The 18,829-nt window shown below is 46.8% G+C and carries 19 protein-coding genes; 11 read left to right on the top strand and 8 right to left on the bottom strand.

Going from position 1 to position 18,829, the window contains the following annotated elements; all coding sequences use genetic code 11:
• Window position 1: 1 nt before the first annotated feature.
• Window positions 2–1,633 carry a Na/Pi cotransporter family protein gene (locus MED92_RS07595; protein ID WP_007020941.1) on the bottom strand — a complete coding sequence of 544 codons (1,632 nt, stop codon included), beginning with the start codon at window positions 1,631–1,633 and terminating at the stop codon, window positions 2–4.
• Window positions 1,634–1,702: 69 nt separating this feature from the next.
• Window positions 1,703–2,407, bottom strand: coding sequence for a ComF family protein (locus MED92_RS07590; protein ID WP_007020940.1), 705 nt, complete (start codon window positions 2,405–2,407; stop codon window positions 1,703–1,705).
• A gap of 110 nt (window positions 2,408–2,517) precedes the next feature.
• On the opposite strand from MED92_RS07590, the gene bioB reads away from it, so the two are divergent.
• The 7 genes from bioB to MED92_RS07555 all read left to right on the top strand — a co-directional run bounded on the left by bioB (window position 2,518) and on the right by MED92_RS07555 (window position 8,359).
• Window positions 2,518–3,561, top strand: a complete 1,044-nt coding sequence (gene bioB / locus MED92_RS07585; RefSeq protein WP_007020939.1) for a biotin synthase BioB — start codon at window positions 2,518–2,520, stop codon at window positions 3,559–3,561.
• 50 nt (window positions 3,562–3,611) lie between these two features.
• Window positions 3,612–4,769, top strand: a complete 1,158-nt coding sequence (gene bioF, locus MED92_RS07580; RefSeq protein WP_007020938.1) for an 8-amino-7-oxononanoate synthase — start codon at window positions 3,612–3,614, stop codon at window positions 4,767–4,769.
• Between the two features lie 2 nt (window positions 4,770–4,771).
• The gene (locus MED92_RS07575) at window positions 4,772–5,539 is read left to right on the top strand and encodes an alpha/beta fold hydrolase (RefSeq protein WP_007020937.1); all 768 of its coding nucleotides are present in this window, start codon (window positions 4,772–4,774) and stop codon (window positions 5,537–5,539) included.
• Window positions 5,539–6,333: a malonyl-ACP O-methyltransferase BioC gene (gene bioC, locus MED92_RS07570; protein ID WP_007020936.1), complete on the top strand. Its 795-nt coding sequence runs from the start codon at window positions 5,539–5,541 to the stop codon at window positions 6,331–6,333. Before MED92_RS07575 ends, bioC begins: the two co-directional genes overlap by 1 nt.
• 2 nt (window positions 6,334–6,335) lie before the next feature.
• Window positions 6,336–7,022: a dethiobiotin synthase gene (bioD, locus tag MED92_RS07565; protein WP_007020935.1), complete on the top strand. Its 687-nt coding sequence runs from the start codon at window positions 6,336–6,338 to the stop codon at window positions 7,020–7,022.
• An 88-nt stretch (window positions 7,023–7,110) separates the two neighbouring features.
• The gene (locus MED92_RS07560; RefSeq protein WP_007020934.1) at window positions 7,111–7,362 is read left to right on the top strand and encodes a hypothetical protein; all 252 of its coding nucleotides are present in this window, start codon (window positions 7,111–7,113) and stop codon (window positions 7,360–7,362) included.
• 67 nt (window positions 7,363–7,429) lie between these two features.
• Window positions 7,430–8,359, top strand: a complete 930-nt coding sequence (locus MED92_RS07555; RefSeq protein ID WP_007020933.1) for a putative metalloprotease CJM1_0395 family protein — start codon at window positions 7,430–7,432, stop codon at window positions 8,357–8,359.
• Window positions 8,360–8,395: 36 nt separating this feature from the next.
• Here the strand turns inward: MED92_RS07555 and MED92_RS07550 are convergent, their stop codons facing one another.
• The 4 genes from MED92_RS07550 to xseA are packed head-to-tail and all read right to left on the bottom strand — an operon-like array spanning window position 8,396 to window position 12,106.
• On the bottom strand, window positions 8,396–9,151 hold the full coding sequence (locus tag MED92_RS07550) for an alpha/beta fold hydrolase (protein WP_007020932.1): 756 nt from the start codon (window positions 9,149–9,151) through the stop codon (window positions 8,396–8,398).
• Window positions 9,152–9,210: 59 nt separating this feature from the next.
• Window positions 9,211–9,837, bottom strand: a complete 627-nt coding sequence (locus MED92_RS07545; RefSeq protein ID WP_007020931.1) for a BamJ family beta-barrel-assembly machinery protein — start codon at window positions 9,835–9,837, stop codon at window positions 9,211–9,213.
• Window positions 9,838–9,893: 56 nt separating this feature from the next.
• On the bottom strand, window positions 9,894–10,742 hold the full coding sequence (locus tag MED92_RS07540) for a peptidoglycan DD-metalloendopeptidase family protein (protein WP_007020930.1): 849 nt from the start codon (window positions 10,740–10,742) through the stop codon (window positions 9,894–9,896).
• A gap of 5 nt (window positions 10,743–10,747) precedes the next feature.
• Window positions 10,748–12,106, bottom strand: a complete 1,359-nt coding sequence (xseA, locus tag MED92_RS07535; RefSeq protein WP_007020929.1) for an exodeoxyribonuclease VII large subunit — start codon at window positions 12,104–12,106, stop codon at window positions 10,748–10,750.
• Window positions 12,107–12,269: 163 nt separating this feature from the next.
• Between xseA and guaB the strand changes: the two genes are divergently transcribed.
• Both guaB and guaA read left to right on the top strand, forming a co-directional pair.
• Entirely contained in the window at window positions 12,270–13,739 is a 1,470-nt protein-coding gene (gene guaB, locus MED92_RS07530) for an IMP dehydrogenase (RefSeq protein ID WP_007020928.1), read from the top strand.
• Window positions 13,740–13,830: 91 nt separating this feature from the next.
• A complete protein-coding gene (guaA, locus tag MED92_RS07525) occupies window positions 13,831–15,411 on the top strand; it encodes a glutamine-hydrolyzing GMP synthase (RefSeq protein ID WP_007020927.1) in 1,581 nt (526 codons plus the stop codon).
• 73 nt (window positions 15,412–15,484) lie between these two features.
• On the opposite strand, the gene MED92_RS18480 is transcribed toward guaA, so the two are convergent.
• The gene (locus tag MED92_RS18480; protein ID WP_007020926.1) at window positions 15,485–16,120 is read right to left on the bottom strand and encodes a TetR/AcrR family transcriptional regulator; all 636 of its coding nucleotides are present in this window, start codon (window positions 16,118–16,120) and stop codon (window positions 15,485–15,487) included.
• 121 nt (window positions 16,121–16,241) lie between these two features.
• Here MED92_RS18480 and MED92_RS07515 point away from each other — a divergent pair, with 121 nt between their 5' ends.
• Both MED92_RS07515 and tadA read left to right on the top strand, forming a co-directional pair.
• The gene (locus tag MED92_RS07515; protein ID WP_007020925.1) at window positions 16,242–16,664 is read left to right on the top strand and encodes a DUF2852 domain-containing protein; all 423 of its coding nucleotides are present in this window, start codon (window positions 16,242–16,244) and stop codon (window positions 16,662–16,664) included.
• Window positions 16,665–16,749: 85 nt separating this feature from the next.
• Complete coding sequence (tadA, locus tag MED92_RS07510; protein WP_007020924.1) at window positions 16,750–17,256, top strand: tRNA adenosine(34) deaminase TadA; 507 nt, start codon at window positions 16,750–16,752, stop codon at window positions 17,254–17,256.
• Here tadA and mltF read toward each other — a convergent pair.
• Window positions 17,253–18,731, bottom strand: a complete 1,479-nt coding sequence (gene mltF, locus MED92_RS07505) for a membrane-bound lytic murein transglycosylase MltF (protein WP_007020923.1) — start codon at window positions 18,729–18,731, stop codon at window positions 17,253–17,255. The two genes, tadA and mltF, sit on opposite strands and share 4 nt — an antisense overlap.
• Window positions 18,732–18,829 lie beyond the last annotated feature (98 nt).

Raw genomic sequence — 18,829 nt, 5'->3', positions numbered from 1 at the left:
CTTATTCATGTGTGTCAGGTAAAGGATCACGAGTCTGCATGGGTGTAATGCTACTCCAGTAGCGGCCCGCTTTTTCAACTTGTTCCGCAAGCCGGTGAATATGGCTGAGGGCATCTAAAAGCGCAATACTGTCTTTGGGTTTAATCTGTCCTTCGATGCTCGTTTCCATTACTTTTGCCTTAAGGTGCTGATACTTCTTTTCCAGGCGTTTAATCAGTTTCCGGCTCTCTTGCCCCGATAGATAGGACTCCTGTGTAATTTCACAGCTATCAATGAGTTCGACAATATCGCTTTGATAATCGTAAATTAGCTCGCTTAATGAGCGATTAGACAAGTTATTGAAGGCTTCATAATAATTAGGCATGAGCGCCGAAAGGCGGGCAATTTCGCTATAGTAGCGGGTAATTCGCATAGCCGAGGGTAGAATAGAGCTGATCTCTTCGGTGAGATTCTCTTGAGCAATCTTTTGGTTATAACTGCCTATTTTGCTGCTGAGTTTATGCAGGTTATTCATTTGAGCGGTGAGTTTATGTGTCTCAGATATATCGGCGCTGATTGCAGCGCGCGCCATTGCTGAGGTTAATCCGCTTACTCTGCAGAGTTCGTTGCTCATCGCCTCAATTGCAAGCACAGGGGATTCGAGTACATTCTTATCAAGAAATTGAGGTTCTCCTAATTGATCTTCCTGTGTACGGAACCTGTGTCGCAGGAATTCGACAAGCTTTTCAGTCAGTGGCCACATCACTGCAACCCCTGCAACATTGAAAAGTGTGTGAAATGCGGCCAACAGAATAACCAGATTAATATTGGTCAGATCCTGATTAATTAAGCTTGAGAAGAGAACCAGTAATAGAATACCTATGGCGCCTGTGATTGCGTTAAAAATAACGTGTGCTGAAGCAATTCTTTTAGCGTTTGAGGTGGCGCCAATCACCGAAAGAATTGCAGTTGAAGTCGTACCAAGGTTTGCTCCAATCACAAGGGCTCCAGCGGAAGCGAGTGGGATTGATCCAGCTGCAGTTAAGGAGAGTGTAATGGCCATAGCTGCGGAGGAGGACTGCATTAGGAACGTGAGCACAAAACCAGCCAGGACGAATAAAAGAAGCCCTGCACTGGAATGAGAGATCTGAGCAATAGGTAGGCTGGAGTCTAGTCCTTCGAATGCACTTTTAAGGAAATCCAGCCCAATAAAAAAAAGGCCGAATCCGGCAAGGGCCATGCCTATATGGCTGATTCTTCGTTCGTCTCCTAGCAGCTTCAAAAGCATACCTAAGCCTATAAGGGGAAGAGCAAACGCGCTGATTTTAATTTTGAAACCGATGAGTGCAACCAGCCAACCGGTCATGGTCGTCCCAATGTTGCAACCATAGATAACGTTGATGGATTGCCTCAGTTTCATCAAGCCTGCATTGACGAAGCCGATGGTTGCGACGGTTACGGCGCTTGAAGATTGGACTAATGCGGTAATGATGATACCCGCGCTGAGCCCCTTAAGTGGAGAGTTGGTTGCACTTTCGAGTGCTTGCTTTAATCCCTGCCCTGCAGCCTGTTTCATCCCATTTGTCATAAGATGCATACCTAGGAGGAAAAGGCCGATGCCACCAAATAGTGTGCTCAGTGAATCTAAACTCATCTCTTTGTTCTTTAATCGCTTTTTGTCTTAATGATTGTTGAGCGATATCGGAAAATAATCAAATCAATGCTATTTATCGGTTCTTGCGATGACCAAACAGGTTACCTTTTCTACACCGGATGCTTTGATGGTTCTGCTAAGCTCCTCTAATGTCGTACCTGTAGTCATAACATCATCGATCAAGGCAATATGTTTATAGTTATTCGGCCTGCAGAAAAAAGCGTCTTTTAGGTTCTTTTTTCTTTGCTCTTTGGGAAGCCCCATTTGATGCTCGGTTTCTCTGACCTTCGTTACTAATTTGCAGTCGATAGGTATCTTACGGCTCTTGCTTAGTTTTCGGGCTAACAGTTCGGTTTGATTAAATCCTCTATCTCTAAAACTACTTTTGCTTAAGGGTACGGGAATTATTGCTTCCACGCCGTTCAGCTCTGGTAGGGAAGTATTTAACAGCTGAGAAAGCACATCAACAAACTGGGTTTTATGCTCATACTTGAGTTGACTGATGACCGGATCTATCGGGAATTTATAGTGAAATAAAGCGTGCACTTTATCGAATGTTGGCTGTTTCTTCAGGCACTGCCCACATTGGGTGGTGGCAGGGACCTCTGAGCTGAAAGGTAGTGCACAGGTTGAGCAGCAGTGCTGGATCCGGGGCAGGTCTTTGTAACAATCTGGGCAAATGCTTGTGGGTTGATGGGCATTGAGTGAGTAGTGAATATGACAAAGAAAGCATTGGTTGAATAGTGATCTAAGGTTTACCTGCAATGTATTCATGAGTTGACAGCTCCTTCTGTCAGGATAGAATTGTCTGTTCTATTAGGTGAGCAATTATTTGCTGATAAGCTTCCATGCTTATTGGGCTATTTTCCGGGAGATTTTTACAGATGCAACAGTTGGGTGAAATCCGTCACGACTGGAGTGAAGCAGAGGTTAAAGCGCTTTTTGAGCTACCGTTTAATGACCTGATGTTTCATGCGCATAGCGTACACCGTCAGAACTTTGATCCCAATGAGGTTCAGGTCAGTACGCTGCTATCCATCAAAACTGGCTCCTGCCCGGAAGATTGTAAATATTGTCCACAGAGTGCGCACTACAGCACAGGCCTGGAAAAAGAACGTTTGATGGAAGTTGAGCGTGTAGTTGAGAAAGCAAAGCAGGCTAAGGCGACTGGATCCACTCGTTTCTGTATGGGGGCTGCCTGGAAGCATCCTCATGAAAGAGATATGCCATATGTATTGGATATGGTGCGACAGGTTAAAGAGCTAGGCCTTGAGACCTGTATGACGCTAGGTATGTTGGATCAGGATAAAGCTGATCGTCTGTCTGACGCTGGACTTGATTATTACAATCACAATCTGGACACCTCACCTGAGTTTTACGACAAAATTATCACAACTCGTAGCTATCAGGATCGACTTGATACCCTACAGAATGTTCGCGATTCCGGAATGAAAATCTGTAGTGGCGGTATTCTGGGTATGGGTGAAACGGCTAAAGATCGTTATGGTCTTCTGATGCAGCTGGCCAATATGCCTGTGCAGCCTGAGAGTGTTCCAATCAACATGCTGGTTAAGGTCGAAGGCACACCACTAGAGAATGTTGATGATCTCGATCATCTGGAGTTCATTCGTACGATTGCGGTCGCGCGTATCATGATGCCAAAATCTCATGTGCGTTTGTCGGCAGGGCGCGAGAAAATGAGTGACGAAATGCAGGCCATGACTTTCTTTGCCGGCGCGAACTCAATCTTCTACGGTGAGTGTCTGTTGACGACACCAAACCCTGAAACCCATCGTGACCTTCAGCTGTTTAAGAAATTGGGTATCAATATGGAACAGCGTATTTCTGATTCTGATGAGACTCAGGAAGCGGCACTGATGAATGATCTGCAAAAACAGCAGGACAGCTCACACTTCTACGAAGCTTAATCTTTCCCGATACCGGAGCACGGCTCCGGTATCTTTTTAAGAGCAGTACTATGTCTTTTGACGATCTTGCCTCCGAACTTGCTGTGCGAAAGCAGCAGTCTCTATACCGTCACAGAAGAACGCTTGAAACGCCTCAAGATCCTATAGTGCAGGTTGATGGTCGTGAATATCTGGCGTTTTGTTCCAACGATTATCTAGGCCTGGCGAATCATCCTGATGTCATTCGTAGTTTCCAAAAAGCCGCAAACCAATATGGTGTCGGCGGCGGAGCATCCCATCTGGTCAATGGCCATAGCAAAGCCCACCATGATCTTGAGGAGGCTTTGGCTGAATTTACCGGGCGTCCAAGAGCGCTTCTGTTCTCTACGGGCTATATGGCTAATCTGGGGGCGGTAAATGCGTTACTGGATAAACGAGATGCCGTGTTTGAAGACCGCTTGAATCATGCTTCATTATTAGATGCCGGGTTATTGTCTGGAGCGCGCTTTCAGCGTTACTTGCACAATGATGCAGAAAGTCTGGAGTCTCGTCTTTGCAAAACTGAGGCTCGTCGCAAGTTAGTTGTCACCGACGGTGTTTTTAGTATGGATGGCGATGTTGCAGATCTACTTTCGATTTCTGCCGAGTGTGCTAAACATGACGCCTGGTTGATGGTTGATGATGCCCATGGGTTCGGTTGCCTTGGCCATCAAGGTGGCGGCTGTGCTGAGCACTTCGCCATGAAAGAAGATCAGATTCAGGTGCTAATAGGCACACTGGGTAAAGGGTTTGGCACTGCTGGTGCATTCGTAGCGGGGACTGAAGAGCTGATTGAAACCCTGATTCAGCATGCCAGAACTTACATATATACGACCAGTATGCCCCCGGCTGTTGCAGCGGCAACCCTGACCAGTTTGAAACTTCTGCGAGAAGAAACCTGGCGTCGTGACAAACTTGAAGCGTTGATTAATCAATTCAGAAAAGGCTGTGAGTCCTTAGGGCTTGAACTGATGGATTCCCCAACGCCTATACAACCTATTATGGTGGGTGAGTCCGATAAAGCTATCCAGATAAGTAAAGGGCTTGAAAAGGAAGGTATCTTCATAAGCGCGATACGTCCGCCAACGGTTCCTAAAGGCAGTGCCCGTTTACGTGTGACGCTAAGTGCAGCGCATTCCGAGGCTCAAGTTGAGCGATTATTATCCGCTTTGGAAAAGGTGGCTTGTTAATTATGGGTCTGCATGTTGAAAGAGTAGGGGGAGAAGGTAAGCCTGAGTTGGTAATGCTGCATGGCTGGGGAATGAATAGTTCCATCTGGTCAGGGGTTGTGGAAAACCTTGCAAGCAATTACTCAATAACACTTATCGACCTTCCCGGGCTAGGGCGTTCAGTCTCCTATCCCGAGCCTTACACCAGTGATGGGGTTATCCAGATGCTGGCTGATGCCGCGCCTGAAAAAGCCTCCTGGATCGGATGGTCTATGGGTGGACAGTTAGCGATACAGTTTGCTGATCGTTACCCCGAGCGTGTTGAAAGGTTAGTGACCATTGCTTCTAATCCATGCTTCGTTCAAAAGCCTGACTGGAGATCAGCAATGGATGAGGAAACTCATAACGCTTTTGAAATCTCCCTGTCTGAAAATGTCGCTAAGACCTTATCTCGATTTGCGATGTTACAAACACAAGGGGCGGAAGCTGCCCGTGATACATTGAAGCAGCTGAAAGCAGCGTTAAAGGTTGCTGAACCTAGTGCTCCCGTTGAAAGTTTAGGGCTGCTTCGTGAAGATGTGCGCTCACAATTGTCTGCGTTGAAAATGCCATTACTACAGATGTTTGGTGAGAAGGACTTGTTGGTTCCTGTGTCAGCGGCACTTGAGTGTGATGCGCTGACCTCTCGGGCTTCAATCGTTTATCCGGGAGCAGGGCATTTACCGTTTATATCCCATCAAGCTGAATTAGTTTCCGATCTGACTCGCTTTCTGCAGGAGCCTTTAGCTTAGTGGAAAAACTTATTGATAAGCAGCGTGTTGCCGATTCATTTAGTAAGGCCGCAACCAGCTATGATTCTGTTGCGGAATTGCAAAGAGAGATTGGTAGTGAGCTGATCAATCGCCTGCCGCATAAGACTGTGGATCGAGTATTGGATCTGGGGTGTGGTACGGGTTACTTTACGCCGCTATTAAGAGACAAATATCCACATGCAGTGCTGATTAATCTGGATCTAGCTGAGGGTATGCTTAGCTATGCTCGCAACAACCGCTATGATGCAAACGCACACTGGTTGTGTGCAGATGCAGAGTCTTTGCCCATCGCAGATAACAGTGTTGACCTGATTTTCTCCTCGTTAGCCATTCAATGGTGTGAAAATACTAAACAGTTATTTGCTGAGCTCTTACGTGTACTTCGCCCTGGTGGGCAGTTTGTTGTAGCAACTTTGGGCCCCGAGACCCTATTTGAACTGAAAAATGCCTGGCAGGCTGTGGATAGTTTTACTCATGTGAATAAATTCCTTTCCCGAGAGCTTTTCCTTGAGGCCTGCCCAAATGGGCTATCACTTGAGAGCTTCCACGAGGCTTATAAGGTTCTTAGGTATAATCAGCTCAAGGAGCTGACCGATGAGTTGAAGCGATTAGGTGCCCATAATATGAACGCAGGTCAGCAAACCGGTTTAACAGGAAGGGAACGAATACGTCGTTTTAAGAGCGCTTATGAAGCGCAGCGCGACGCACAAGGTTTTCTTCCTGCGACTTACCAGGTCTTCTACGTAGTATTTCAGAAACAGACACAGGATTAATCATGGCAAAAAGAACTTTTTTTATCGCTGGAACCGATACTGATGCGGGAAAAACAGTCGTTTCTGCAGGGTTGTTGGCTGCTGCGAATAAAAAAGGCTGGTCTAGCATGGGGTTAAAACCCATTGCCGCAGGCTGTGAGAGAACGGATGAAGGGCTTCGAAATAGTGATGCGCTGATTTTACAAGAAGCAGCCTCGATAAAGCTTCACTATGATCAGGTTAATCCGGTGACTTTTGAGCCACCAATTGCACCCCATATTGCTGCTATTCATGAAAAACGTATGCTCAGCGCTGATCGTATTGCGGCGCTTTGTAAAGGTGCATTAATGCAGCCTGCTGATTTTGCCGTGGTTGAAGGAGCGGGAGGCTGGCGTGTGCCTTTGAACCAACGGGAAACGGTGGCGCATATTCCAAAACAGCTAAATATTCCTGTGATTATGGTTGTGGGCATGAAGCTTGGCTGTATTAATCACGCCCTGCTGACAGCTGAGGCGATTGCTCGGGATGGGTTGCAGGTAGCTGGTTGGGTAGCCAATCGAGTTGATCCGCAAATGGATTGTTATGATGAGAATGTAGATACCATCAATTCAATGCTACGTGCGCCACTTTTGGGTGAAATTCCGTTTCTTGAGGAACCAACGGCTGAAAATGCTGCCCAATATATAAATTTAGATCAATTAAGTATGTAATAGGACTGGTTAAAAAATGAACATTTTTATATAAATGTTCTATAATTAACGTTGCCGTAGGTGTATCTTAAATTTATGAGGTGTCTGCATGAATGTTACCAATGCATTGCAGACAGGCCTGGTTGGGGTGAATCGCGGTCTAGATAATGCGCCGCGTGCTGCAAGCGATGTTACTGGTTCAGGAAAGCCGGAACAGCCAGAAGAGGCGACAGGCCGTCAGCAAAATGAAGCCGTTGTAGAATCCGCCGCAGGGACGTCAGTTTTAGCTGCGGATACAAAAGTTGTAAATCAGGTTCAGGAACTCGGAGAACCTGGTGCAATTATTGATATCAGAGTTTAGATATCAGATTCATGGAAAGAGTCAGTGAGTGGTTTACTTACTAATATGATGGGAGGAGGGCGATAAGATGCAGATCTTTAACGCGACCAGCTCTCAGGCACTCAATGCCAGTGCCATCCCTCAGGAGCTTCGTTCCCGCGACGCTCTAAAACTCTTTTCGTCCGCAGAAAGTGTTTCCTCTGAACAAGAACTTCAATCTTCTCGCAATCTGGCCAATCGGGATCGGGTGACTTTGTCTGCCCAGGCTACTGAACTGTCTCGACTTGCCAGTTCGGGCTCTGCTTCGCTTGAGCGTGAAGATGGAGAATTGGTTGGTTTAGAATCTGATAGTGAGCTGGTGGGGTTAGAAACACCAACCGCATCCGGGCCGGTAAGTTCTTCTAAATCTGAAGAGGTTCAGCAGCAAAAAGAGTTGGAGATTACCCGGGATCTGGCTAAGCGGGATCGGGAAGTGCGTGCCCACGAACAAGCGCATGCGGCTATCGGCGGTCAATATACTTCAGCGCCCAGCTACACTTATGAACGTGGACCGGATGGTCGATTATATGCAGTTGCTGGTGAGGTGAAAATTGATACATCTCCCATTCCAAATGACCCGCAGGCCACTTTAGAGAAAGCTGAGATTATTCAGCGAGCCGCCTTGGGTGTTGCAGAGCCATCACCGGCAGACCGTGCGGCAGCAGCAGAAGCCAGAGCAATGGCTGCGGAAGCCCGTGCTGAGATTGTACAGCAGCAAGAGGAAGAAAGAGTTGAAGAGTCTCGAGCTCGTGAAGAGAGTGCTGGTGAAAATGATGGTCCGACAGCAGGCGAGCGCCTTCAGGAGTTAAGGGACCAGCGAGAGGCGCGATCTGAATCGGCCGCGGAATCGCTCAACGAGTTTAACGATCGCCTAAATGATATCAATAAGCAGCTTGCTGAGATAAACAAGAAGTTAGTCGATGCAGGTGTATTCCAGAAGCTCTTCCCTGAAGGTTCACTTCTGGATCAACAAATCTAAATAGCCGTTGTTCTGATTGGCTGCTCTGATCGTTTTCTATAAATAGCTTAAGACTATGTCGGTAAACTTGGCAGGTTTCTCGGCATGGGGCCAGTGGCCAGCGTCTCTGATTACTTTATAGTCAGCTTTGGGGAATAGCTTGATTACGGCATCCCTGTATTTGGGAATTAGGTAATCCGACTTGCCGCCCTTAATAAACAAAACCGGTTTTTGATAAGGTTGCCCTTGAGGGGCAGCACTGATGTTCGAATATTGCTTATGTAGCAATGGCAGGTTCATTCGCCAAGAGAATTCACCGTTTTCATTTTTATATAGGTTTTTCAACAGGAAAGCTCTAACTCCTAATTCTGGGATGGAGTTCGCTAGTTGTTTATCGGCATCACCTCTGGATTTCAATGAGGGTAATTCAACAGAAAATAAGCCTTTGAATACATCATCATGATGTGGTGTGTATTGGACAGGGGCGATATCAACAATAATCAGTTTTTTTATGCGATCCGGATGTAAGAGGGCAAGCTGCATAGCTGCCTTCCCCCCCATGGAGTGGCCGATAATGTGAGCCGCTTCCAGTTGAAGGTGTTCCATCAGGTTGATGATATCTTTTGCCATCAGCTCGTAACTGATCTCGTCAGTGTGAGGTGAGCGGCCGTGGTCACGCATATCAACAGCAATAACCTGGAACTGCTCGGCTAAAGATTTTATCTGGCTGCCCCAGTTTTCTGAGGTGCCAAACAGACCGTGAAGGATAATAAGCGGTTCTCCCTCACCGTGAACCTGATAGTTTAATAGCATAGTTTTGACCTAAAAAAGGCGACCTTATGGGTCGCCTTGATATGTTCTTTGTCTGTATCTTACAGGATTTCCAGCAATTCTACGTCAAATACCAGAGCAGAATATGGAGGGATGCCGCCCGGGGAGCCCTGAGCGCCGTATGCCAGGTTGTAAGGGATGTATAGCTTCCACTTAGCGCCTTTGTTCATAAGCTGCAGTGCTTCAGTCCAGCCAGCGATAACACCGCCCACTGGGAATTCTGCCGGCTGGCCGCGATCATAGGAGCTGTCGAATACGTTACCATCGATGAATGTGCCGTGGTAATGCGTACGAACTTTAGACTCAGCAGTAGGTTTTTCACTACCTTCTTCACCGGCTTCGATGATTTCGTACTGTAGGCCAGACTCAAGTACGGTTACTTCGTCACGCTTAGCATTTTCAGCCAGGAACTCTTCACCAACAGCAGCAGCTTTCTTAGCTTCTTCTTCCTGCTTAGCGCGAAGACGCTCGTTGATCACGTTAAATGCTTCCTGAATCTCTTGTACTTCAACCTGCATCGCTTCGCCGTTAAACGCGTCCGTGATACCTGCAGAGATTGCATTTAGATCCATGCCGTCAAATGGCTGTTGAGCCAGCTGATCGCCCATCTGGCGACCGATACCGTAGCTAGCTTTTTGTTCCAGTGTTTCGAATTTAGCTTCAGACATTATTGAGTCCCGTTGGATTAAAAAAACGAGCTCAGTCATGGCCCGTTTGGTATTTCTTACTTCTTCAAAAACAATATGGGGTCGACACGTGTGTTATTCAAGCTTACTCCCCAATGTAGATGAGGACCGGTTGAACGGCCTGTTGATCCAATAGCCCCAAGCTGATCCCCTTTTTGGATTTTATCCCCGATTTTTACGTCTATGCGGCTCATATGGCAGTACATCGTAGTCAGTCCTCTGCCATGATCAACAATGACGGTTTTGCCATTGAAAAAATAATGTCCTGTATCGGCAACAACCCCCTCAGCAGGGGCTATGATAGGTGTGCCTTTAGGCGCGGCGATATCCAGGCCGCTGTGCGGATTACGGGGCTGCTTGTTATAAAATCGTTTCAAACCGAATGGGCTGCTGAAGCGTCCTTGGGCGGGCAGATCAAATTGAATGTCTTTGAGGGCTGGTTCGCTCCAGCTCTTATAAGCAGCGACCATCTTGGCCTTTTCTCTCCTCCAGCGCTTCACGTCTTCTGGATCAGGTTCTACATGGCGTTTGTTTTTAATGGTTAAGTACTGAGCTTTGTATTCTTTGTCATCGACTGAAAAATAGAAGGAGGTAGCGTTAGCTCTTAAATGCTGTTTCTTTGTCGCTTTCGCGCTCAAAGGGATGCCAGCTACTGCAATCCACTTGGCTTGTTCAGCGTAGCTAGTCCCCTCTGACGGCAGCACCATAATCCGATTACCCTTATACCAGGCAGAAGGTGTAGCTTTCGTGTTAAGGCCTTCCAGTGGGATAATCGCTATGCCGCCAGGAACGCGGCTTTCTTTCGGTAGTTCGAGTGCGTAGATGTTGGAACAAAGTAAGCAGCCAATAATGGAAAGCGTTGTCGCTGCTTTCTGAATGATTTTCATAAGAATTAATCCGTTATTATCTCGTTAATGGTGCACTTCATGCGCCCTTGGTGAAGTCGGGCTTCAATCTGGTCGCCAACAGATGAATCATGAGTGTCGGTTAGCACTTTGCCCTGTTGATCCTGAACAATGGCATAACCTCTTTCCAGGGTCGCCAAAGGGCTCACTGTATTGAGTTGAGCCGCTGCTTTGTTGAGTTGCTGACGATTGAACTCAAGCTTGTGTAGGATTCCTTGTGCAAGCCGCGATTTAAAGTTCTTAATACGTTCTGAATGCTGCAAGAGCCTTTGTTGCGGAGTGTTAGCCTGCAAGCGGGTTCGAAGGTTTTCAATGCGGCATTTACGACCACTTAGCGACAGCTGGGCCGCTTGTTGCAATCTTATTTCCAAATGGTCGAGCCGTTGGGCTTTCTCGCGAAGTTGTTGGCCTGGATGGCGAAGTCGGCTCTTCAGATTATAAATACGATTATTGGCATCCTGGATAACTGAATTCAACTGACGTTGCAGGCGTTCAGATTGCTGTCGAAGTCTTAGTTTAAGCTGATGTTGGTCGGGGCTGATGAGCTCGGCAGCTGCAGAAGGCGTGGGTGCACGTACATCTGCTACATAGTCAGAAATTACCGTGTCGACTTCGTGGCCGACTGCGCTGATAACCGGGATCTCGCAGTCGAAAATGGTACGTGCAACGGGTTCTGTATTGAATGGCCACAAATCTTCAAGGGATCCACCGCCACGGCCTACAATCAAAACGTCACATTCTTGATGTGCTTCGGCCAGAATAATTGCTTTACAGATTTGTGCCGGAGCATCTTCACCCTGAACTGCTGTGGGGTAAAGGGTTACAGGTAAACCGGGAAAGCGTCTTTTTAACACAGTTAAAATGTCATGAATGGCTGCGCCTGTGGGGGAGGTGACAACGCCTATACGGGCAGGATGTTCAGGGAGAGGCTTCTTGTGTTCGTTTCCGAACAGGCCTTCCTGATTTAGTTTTAGTTTGAGTTCTTCGTAGGCTGCCTGCAGGGATCCGCCGCCATCTTGGGACATGAATTCGCAGATGAGCTGATAATCCCCACGCCCTTCGTACAAGCTAACTTTAGCGCGAACAACAACCTGATCTCCCTGTTTCGGGCTGAAGCGAATCAGTTGGTTGCGGTTTTTGAACATCGCGCAACGTACCTGAGCTTTGTCGTCTTTCAGGGTGAAATACCAGTGGCCAGAGCTGGGTTTAACGAAATTAGAGATCTCGCCAGTCACTTCGATGGTTAAAAAAGATCGTTCTAAAAGTAATCGGGCTTGTCGGTTCAGCTCCGAGACACTTAAAGCGTGATTAGAGGTTCTTATTTGGGCGCGTTTTTCAGTTAGCATCCGCGAATCTTAAACCATCTCTGACTACACTACAGTGGTTTAAAGAAAAAATTCTAAAAACTGCTTTATTTGTACAGTTTGCCGCTATTTTGAGATTGAGACGAAAGGCTAATTTCTGTATAATTTCGCGTTTAAATTTACTGACTACACAGGCTGGCAAAGAATGTTGCGTATTGCTGAGGAAGCTCTCACTTTTGACGATGTGTTGCTGGTTCCAGGCTACTCTGAAGTACTGCCGAAGGACGTTTCACTAAAAACTCGTTTGACTAAAGGAATTGAGCTTAACATTCCTCTGGTCTCTGCTGCTATGGATACAGTGACCGAATCTGGTCTGGCAATTGCCATGGCTCAGGAAGGCGGTATCGGTATTATCCATAAAAACCTAACCATTGAGCAGCAAGCTGCAGAAGTGCTTAAGGTTAAAAAATATGAAGCAGGCGTTGTAAGCGACCCTGTTACTTGTCGTTCTGACATGACTGTGGGTGAACTACGCCAGTTGGCTGCTGAAGTCGGTTTCTCTGGCTTCCCTGTGGTTGATGATGGTGATCTGGTTGGTATTGTAACTGACCGTGATTTTCGTTTTGAGCGCAAGCTGGATGCAACAGTTGCCTCCATCATGACGCCTAAAGATCGTCTTGTGACGGTTGAAGAAGGTGTTGATCCTGATGAGGTTCGCAACTTGTTGCGTAAACACCGAATTGAAAAAATCCTGGTTGTTGATAGTGCCTTCAAACTGCAAGGCATGATGACAGTTAAGGATATGAACAAAGCGCAGACCCACCCAAATGCGGCGAAAGACGCGAAAGGTCGTTTGATCGTAGGTGCTGCTGTAGGCACAGGCCCTGAAACAGGTGATCGTGTTGCTGCTTTGGTTGAGGCGGGTGTTGATGTTGTTATCGTTGATACTGCACATGGCCACTCTAAAGGTGTAATCGATCGTGTTGCCTGGGTTAAAGAAAACTTCCCGCAGGTGCAGGTAATTGGCGGTAATATCGCAACAGCTGAAGCGGCGATTGCGCTGGCTGAAGCAGGCGCGGATGGTGTGAAAGTGGGTATTGGTCCAGGCTCCATCTGTACAACGCGTATTGTTGCAGGTGTTGGTGTTCCTCAGATCAGTGCGGTTGCGAATGTTGCTGCTGCAATGTCTGAGCGTGGCGTACCTGTTATTGCTGATGGCGGTGTTCGATTCTCTGGTGATTTGGCTAAGGCTGTTGTAGCCGGTGCTTCCGCGATCATGGTTGGCTCTATGCTGGCAGGTACTGATGAAGCGCCTGGCGAAGTTGAACTGTTCCAGGGGCGTGCTTTTAAATCCTACCGTGGTATGGGTTCACTGGGTGCTATGGGTCAATCTTCAGGTTCATCTGACCGTTACTTCCAGGATGCTTCTAAGGGTGTTGAGAAGCTGGTGCCGGAAGGTATTGAAGGTCGTGTTCCTTGTAAAGGCCCGATGGGCGGGGTTGTTCACCAATTGGTGGGCGGCTTGCGCGCATCAATGGGTTATACCGGCAGTGCCGATATCGATACCATGCGTACTGTTCCGCAGTTTGTTCGGATTACAAATGCGGGTATGAGTGAAAGTCACGTGCATGACGTGAGCATCACAAAAGAAGCGCCTAACTACCGCGTAGGCTAAGTTACTAAACTCTGAAAAGCGGGGTGGATTTATTTCCGCCCCCTTTTTTTTTTGCAGAAATAGATTCTGTAAAACATAGAGACAGAAAGATATGACTAAAGATATTCACGCTCAACGAATTCTGATTCTGGATTTTGGTTCTCAGTACACCCAGCTAATTGCGCGTCGTGTACGTGAAATTGGTGTTTACTGTGAGATTCATGCCTGGGATATGTCTGAAGAAGATATCCGTGAATTTGCACCTAAAGGTGTGATTCTTGCGGGTGGTCCTGAATCTGTAACTGAAGGTGATTCTCCGCGTGCGCCGGAAGTTGTCTTTGATCTGGACGTACCGGTTCTGGGTATTTGCTACGGTATGCAGACAATGGCCGCTCAGATGGGTGGTGAGGTTTCAACCTCTGATAAGCGTGAATTTGGTTATGCTCAGGTTCGCCTGGAGAGCAGCCCAAGCCGTCTATTAGAAGGTATCGAAGATCATGTAGCTAACAACGGCTCTCTGTCTCTTGATGTTTGGATGAGCCACGGCGATAAAGTTACGGCGTTGCCGGAAGGCTTTACTGTCATTGCTTCTACAGAATCTGCGCCGATTGCGGCTATGTGCCACCCAGAGAAGCAGTTCTTCGGTGTGCAATTCCACCCAGAGGTGACTCACACTAAACAAGGTGGTCGTATTCTGGAGCGCTTTGTTGTTGAAATTTGCGGTACTGAAGCGCTATGGAACTCTGCGAATATCATCAAGGATCAGATTGAAAAGGTTCGTGAGCAGGTGGGCAATCAGAAAGTCTTGCTCGGCTTGTCTGGTGGTGTGGATTCATCTGTTGTTGCAGCGCTTCTGCATAAGGCAATCGGCGATCAGTTGACGTGTGTGTTTGTGGATAACGGCCTACTGCGTAAGCAGGAAGGTGATCAGGTTATGGACATGTTTGCTAAGAACATGGGCGTACGCGTTATCCGTGCGGACGCTGAAGATCTGTTCCTGGGTCGTCTTGAAGGCGAAAATGATCCTGAGAAGAAGCGTAAAATTATCGGTAACACATTTATTGAAGTGTTCGATGATGAAGCGACTAAACTGTCGGATGTTAACTTCCTTGCTCAGGGTACTATTTATCCGGATGTGATTGAGTCTGCTGCAGCGAAAACGGGTAAAGCGCATGTAATTAAGTCCCACCACAATGTGGGTGGTCTGCCCGAAGATATGCAGTTTGAGCTTGTAGAGCCACTGCGTGAGCTGTTTAAGGATGAAGTTCGTAAGCTGGGTCTTGAGCTGGGCTTGCCGTATGACATGGTTTATCGTCATCCGTTCCCGGGCCCAGGTTTAGGTGTGCGTATTCTGGGTGAAGTTAAGAAAGAATATGCTGATATCCTGCGTGAGGCTGATGCGATCTTTATCGAAGAGCTGCACAAAGCGGATTGGTACCATAAAACAAGTCAGGCGTTTGCTGTATTCCTACCTGTTAAATCAGTAGGTGTCGTGGGTGATGGTCGTCGCTATGAATACGTCATTGCTATCCGTGCAGTAGAGACAATTGACTTTATGACAGCGCGCTGGGCGCACCTGCCATATGAGCTTCTGGAAACTGTTTCCAGCCGTATTATCAATGAGATTCCAAAGGTATCTCGTGTGACTTACGATGTCAGCTCTAAGCCGCCTGCTACGATTGAGTGGGAATAAAAATAAGGGCCGCTAATAAAGCGGCCTTTTTTTTGGAGAAGTGGTTATTTTTCTTAATAAACAGTCTGAGCTTCTATGCTTGGCTGCAGGCGTTTTTTAATTCGCCCATAACGGATTTAGCTAACTCCAGCTTTTGATCCTGTTTCATTTCTGCGGCGATTGGGCCGTCGACAAATAAATTGGCCATTCCGTGAACTGACGACCAGGCCAGCATTTCATGGGCACTAAAACTCTTAGGATCTTCATCCGTTATTGTGCCGGCAAACCCCTCTTTCAAATAGCCAACCAAGCGCTTTGCTGCGGCTAAATAGTCAGGATCTTTGGAATAGATTGTTTCCTCTCGCCACATTGCGCGAAACAAAGCTGGATTTTCCAAAGCGAAAGTAAGGTAGGCCATGCCAACGGAATAAAAAGCATCATTCCCGGTCTCTCTGGCGTCTTCCTCTGCAGCGTCTAAAGTATCCGCCAGTTGATTCAACGCGCGAGCAGCAAAGGCTGTTAATAATGCTCTTTTATCTTGAAAGTGGCGAAAGGCGGCTCCCGGTGACACGCCGACTTTTTTGGCGCAGGCGCGAAGGGTGACTGCCTCTATACCAAACTGTGAAGAGATATCGTCTACTGCCTGAAGTAGGGATTCGGATAAATGGCCATGATGGTAGCGCTGTTTTTGAGTACTCATAAGGGTATTTTTAGCATTAAATGTGAACATTGTTAACTTTTTTCTTCAAAGGTCTTGATTATTTATTTTGGATCCTCTAATTTATATGTGAACAGTGTTTACATAAGATGTTTTGCAACACAGATAAGCTAACATCGGGAGGTGTATTAGCATGGCAACATATGAACATTCAGGAACAAACAAAGAGACCCATAAGGCACATAGATGTGGTGGCGGTCACTGGAGTGCAGCAAACATAGCATCGATGGTGCTTGGTTTTATTATCTTTGCACCGCTGGGATTTGTTATTTTGGTTTGGTCAATCCTGGGTAATCCTGTGCAAGAGTTACCTGGTTGGATCCGAGCTCAGTGGGGGCGCGTTGTTCGAGGCGGTAAAGTTAAAACCGTTAATGGCGAAGAAAATGAGGTATTCAACGAATACCAGCAGACCCAGCATGACCGAATTAGCGAAATTAAAGAAGAGATCAGAAAGCGTGCTGAGGCGTTCCGTGATTTCAAAGCTAACGCTCAACGACGTAAGGATCAGCAGGAGTTTGATGATTTTATGGCGAATAAACCTGAAAATGGTGCTTAATCGATTAAGTTGAAATAAACAGAATCTGTTAAGATTTAAAGCCTGCATTTTGCAGGCTTTTTAGTTTTTTAAAGTAGGTTTGATTTTGGATACCAGTAAGACAGATCTGCATTGGATGGAGCGGGCACTAGAGCTGGCCGATCGAGCGGAGCAACTGAATGAAGTGCCAGTCGGTGCGCTTGTCGTGCTTGATGGTGAAGTTGTAGGAGAGGGGTGGAATCATCCTATTAGTGGTAATGATCCTACTGCCCATGCGGAGATGATGGCGTTGCGCGCTGCAGCCCAAAAAGTAGGTAATTATCGACTGGTTGGGGCTGAGTTATTTGTCACTATTGAGCCTTGCACTATGTGTTCTGGGGCGATAGTGCATGCACGAATTAAGCGGGTTATTTATGGTGCGACTGAAGCTAAATCAGGGGCTGTAGATAGTAATTGTCAGTTGTTTTCGCAGCCCTGGATTAACCATGATGTCGAAATAACACGGGGTGTTTTGGCGGAAAGGTGTAGCAAGAAAATCAGTGCTTTCTTCCAGCGTCGCCGTGATGAAAAAAAAGCAGCGAAACGTGCGGCAAAGAGTCTGGAATCAAATTAAAAATCAGGGAATAAATCATCGACCACTGTGGTGCTATCCCAGCTTTCATGATCAGGATCCATATCCGCTTTTTCATCCCTTCTTTTTGCCTGCATCAGCTGGATCTCCCAGCTAAGAAGTTCCATGTATTTACGAATATTACTCACGTAATGAACGGGCTCGTAGCCTCGGGCATAGCCGTATCTTACGGTGCTGTAGTGTTTGTGCTGAGTCAGAAGGGGTAAAAACTGTCTTACATCTTCCCATTTGTCTGGGTTTTTACCTGCACGGGTCGTTAATACACGGGCATCTTCAAGGTGCCCGTATCCAACATTGTATCCCGCTAGGGCAAACCAGGTATGATCGGGTTCTTTAATCCTCTCAGGAATTTTCTTCTTCACTATGACGAGATAGTGAGCGCCACCAATAATACTCTGAACAGGGTCTGTCCTGTCGGTAACGCCGACCTCTTTTGCTGCTGCATTGGTGAGCATCATGATCCCTTTTACCCCTGTGGGCGAAACGGCTTTGGGATCCCAGTGTGACTCTTGATAGGCAATGGCGGCGAGTAATTGCCAATCTATATCCGTTTCCTGTTCAGCCATCATGAAGTACTGCTGAATTTTAGGGAAACGTGTCTGCATGTCTTCTTTGAAAGCGGCAGTATCATAGAAGCCAAAAGGGTTGGTGCGGTTAAAATATTTCTGGTGCAGATCGATCATCAGCGACTTGGTTGACTCCAATGCCATAAAGTCATTCAACGATGTTTTTAGCGATTGGTCTTCGTTAGGTGCGAACATCCAGGCAAGAGGTTGCGGTTTATCCAGATCAAAAGCTTTGGTTAGGCCGGGAAAAAATGACTTTTGGCTATCAAAAGCGATAGCGTCAGTGATGGTGTAATCAATTTCTTTGTTATGAACGCGTTCGAGTAGTTCTACAGCGGTGTGTTCATTGGTTTCTTCCCAGTTAAGATCAGGGTGGGTATCTTTTAGTTTTTTTAGCAGCTCAACGTGGCTGCTGTTGGCAATGACAACAAGCTTTTTATCTTTTTTTATCAAGTCCTCTAAATTCTTGGGGCCTGGTACACCCTGTATTTTTCGATAGATTACTGCTGTGGTGGTATGAAGGTAGGGAGGGGTGAATTCGAATGTTTGCTGCCTTTCTGAAGTGGCCGTCAGCATTGCCCCGGCAAGGTGTCCTTTGCGATTAAGAATGGTAGGGAATATAGAGCCAAATGTATCGGGTAGAACCAGCTTGAGATTGACATTCAGATAGTCAGCATAGGCTTTGGCGAGTTCATACTCAAACCCAGCGGGCTCCCCTTTATCGATAAAATAGGTATTTGGGGAGTTTCTGGTAACGAACTTCAGACTACCAGATTCGACTATGCCATCCAGTTGCGTCTTGTTATTCCAGCTTGTAAGCGCCGGAATCGATAACAGGATTAAGGCAGCCAGAAGGTATGAAGAATTCTTTTTACGACAAATATCAAACATATTACTGCTTTTCTGGTATCCAACAGGCTGTTTCGGTAAAATTCACAACCTATATTTCTCCTGTAACTACTGCCCAACTGGGTAGCTATCTAGAGGCT

Source organism: Neptuniibacter caesariensis, from assembly GCF_000153345.1.
Taxonomy (GTDB): Bacteria; Pseudomonadota; Gammaproteobacteria; order Pseudomonadales; family Balneatricaceae; genus Neptuniibacter; species Neptuniibacter caesariensis.
This window is presented reverse-complemented; position numbering and strand designations above follow the sequence as displayed.

Bases quoted from the DNA above. Each gene is read 5' to 3' on its own strand.
- MED92_RS07595 (WP_007020941.1), bottom strand. From the start codon at position 1,633: ATGAGTTTAGATTCACTGAGCACACTATTTGGTGGCATCGGCCTTTTC.
- MED92_RS07590 (WP_007020940.1), bottom strand. From the start codon at position 2,407: ATGAATACATTGCAGGTAAACCTTAGATCACTATTCAACCAATGCTTT.
- bioB (WP_007020939.1), top strand. From the start codon at position 2,518: ATGCAACAGTTGGGTGAAATCCGTCACGACTGGAGTGAAGCAGAGGTT.
- bioF (WP_007020938.1), top strand. From the start codon at position 3,612: ATGTCTTTTGACGATCTTGCCTCCGAACTTGCTGTGCGAAAGCAGCAG.
- MED92_RS07575 (WP_007020937.1), top strand. From the start codon at position 4,772: ATGGGTCTGCATGTTGAAAGAGTAGGGGGAGAAGGTAAGCCTGAGTTG.
- bioD (WP_007020935.1), top strand. From the start codon at position 6,336: ATGGCAAAAAGAACTTTTTTTATCGCTGGAACCGATACTGATGCGGGA.
- MED92_RS07560 (WP_007020934.1), top strand. From the start codon at position 7,111: ATGAATGTTACCAATGCATTGCAGACAGGCCTGGTTGGGGTGAATCGC.
- MED92_RS07555 (WP_007020933.1), top strand. From the start codon at position 7,430: ATGCAGATCTTTAACGCGACCAGCTCTCAGGCACTCAATGCCAGTGCC.
- MED92_RS07550 (WP_007020932.1), bottom strand. From the start codon at position 9,151: ATGCTATTAAACTATCAGGTTCACGGTGAGGGAGAACCGCTTATTATC.
- MED92_RS07545 (WP_007020931.1), bottom strand. From the start codon at position 9,837: ATGTCTGAAGCTAAATTCGAAACACTGGAACAAAAAGCTAGCTACGGT.
- MED92_RS07540 (WP_007020930.1), bottom strand. From the start codon at position 10,742: ATGAAAATCATTCAGAAAGCAGCGACAACGCTTTCCATTATTGGCTGC.
- xseA (WP_007020929.1), bottom strand. From the start codon at position 12,106: ATGCTAACTGAAAAACGCGCCCAAATAAGAACCTCTAATCACGCTTTA.
- guaB (WP_007020928.1), top strand. From the start codon at position 12,270: ATGTTGCGTATTGCTGAGGAAGCTCTCACTTTTGACGATGTGTTGCTG.
- guaA (WP_007020927.1), top strand. From the start codon at position 13,831: ATGACTAAAGATATTCACGCTCAACGAATTCTGATTCTGGATTTTGGT.
- MED92_RS18480 (WP_007020926.1), bottom strand. From the start codon at position 16,120: ATGTTCACATTTAATGCTAAAAATACCCTTATGAGTACTCAAAAACAG.
- MED92_RS07515 (WP_007020925.1), top strand. From the start codon at position 16,242: ATGGCAACATATGAACATTCAGGAACAAACAAAGAGACCCATAAGGCA.
- mltF (WP_007020923.1), bottom strand. From the start codon at position 18,731: ATGTTTGATATTTGTCGTAAAAAGAATTCTTCATACCTTCTGGCTGCC.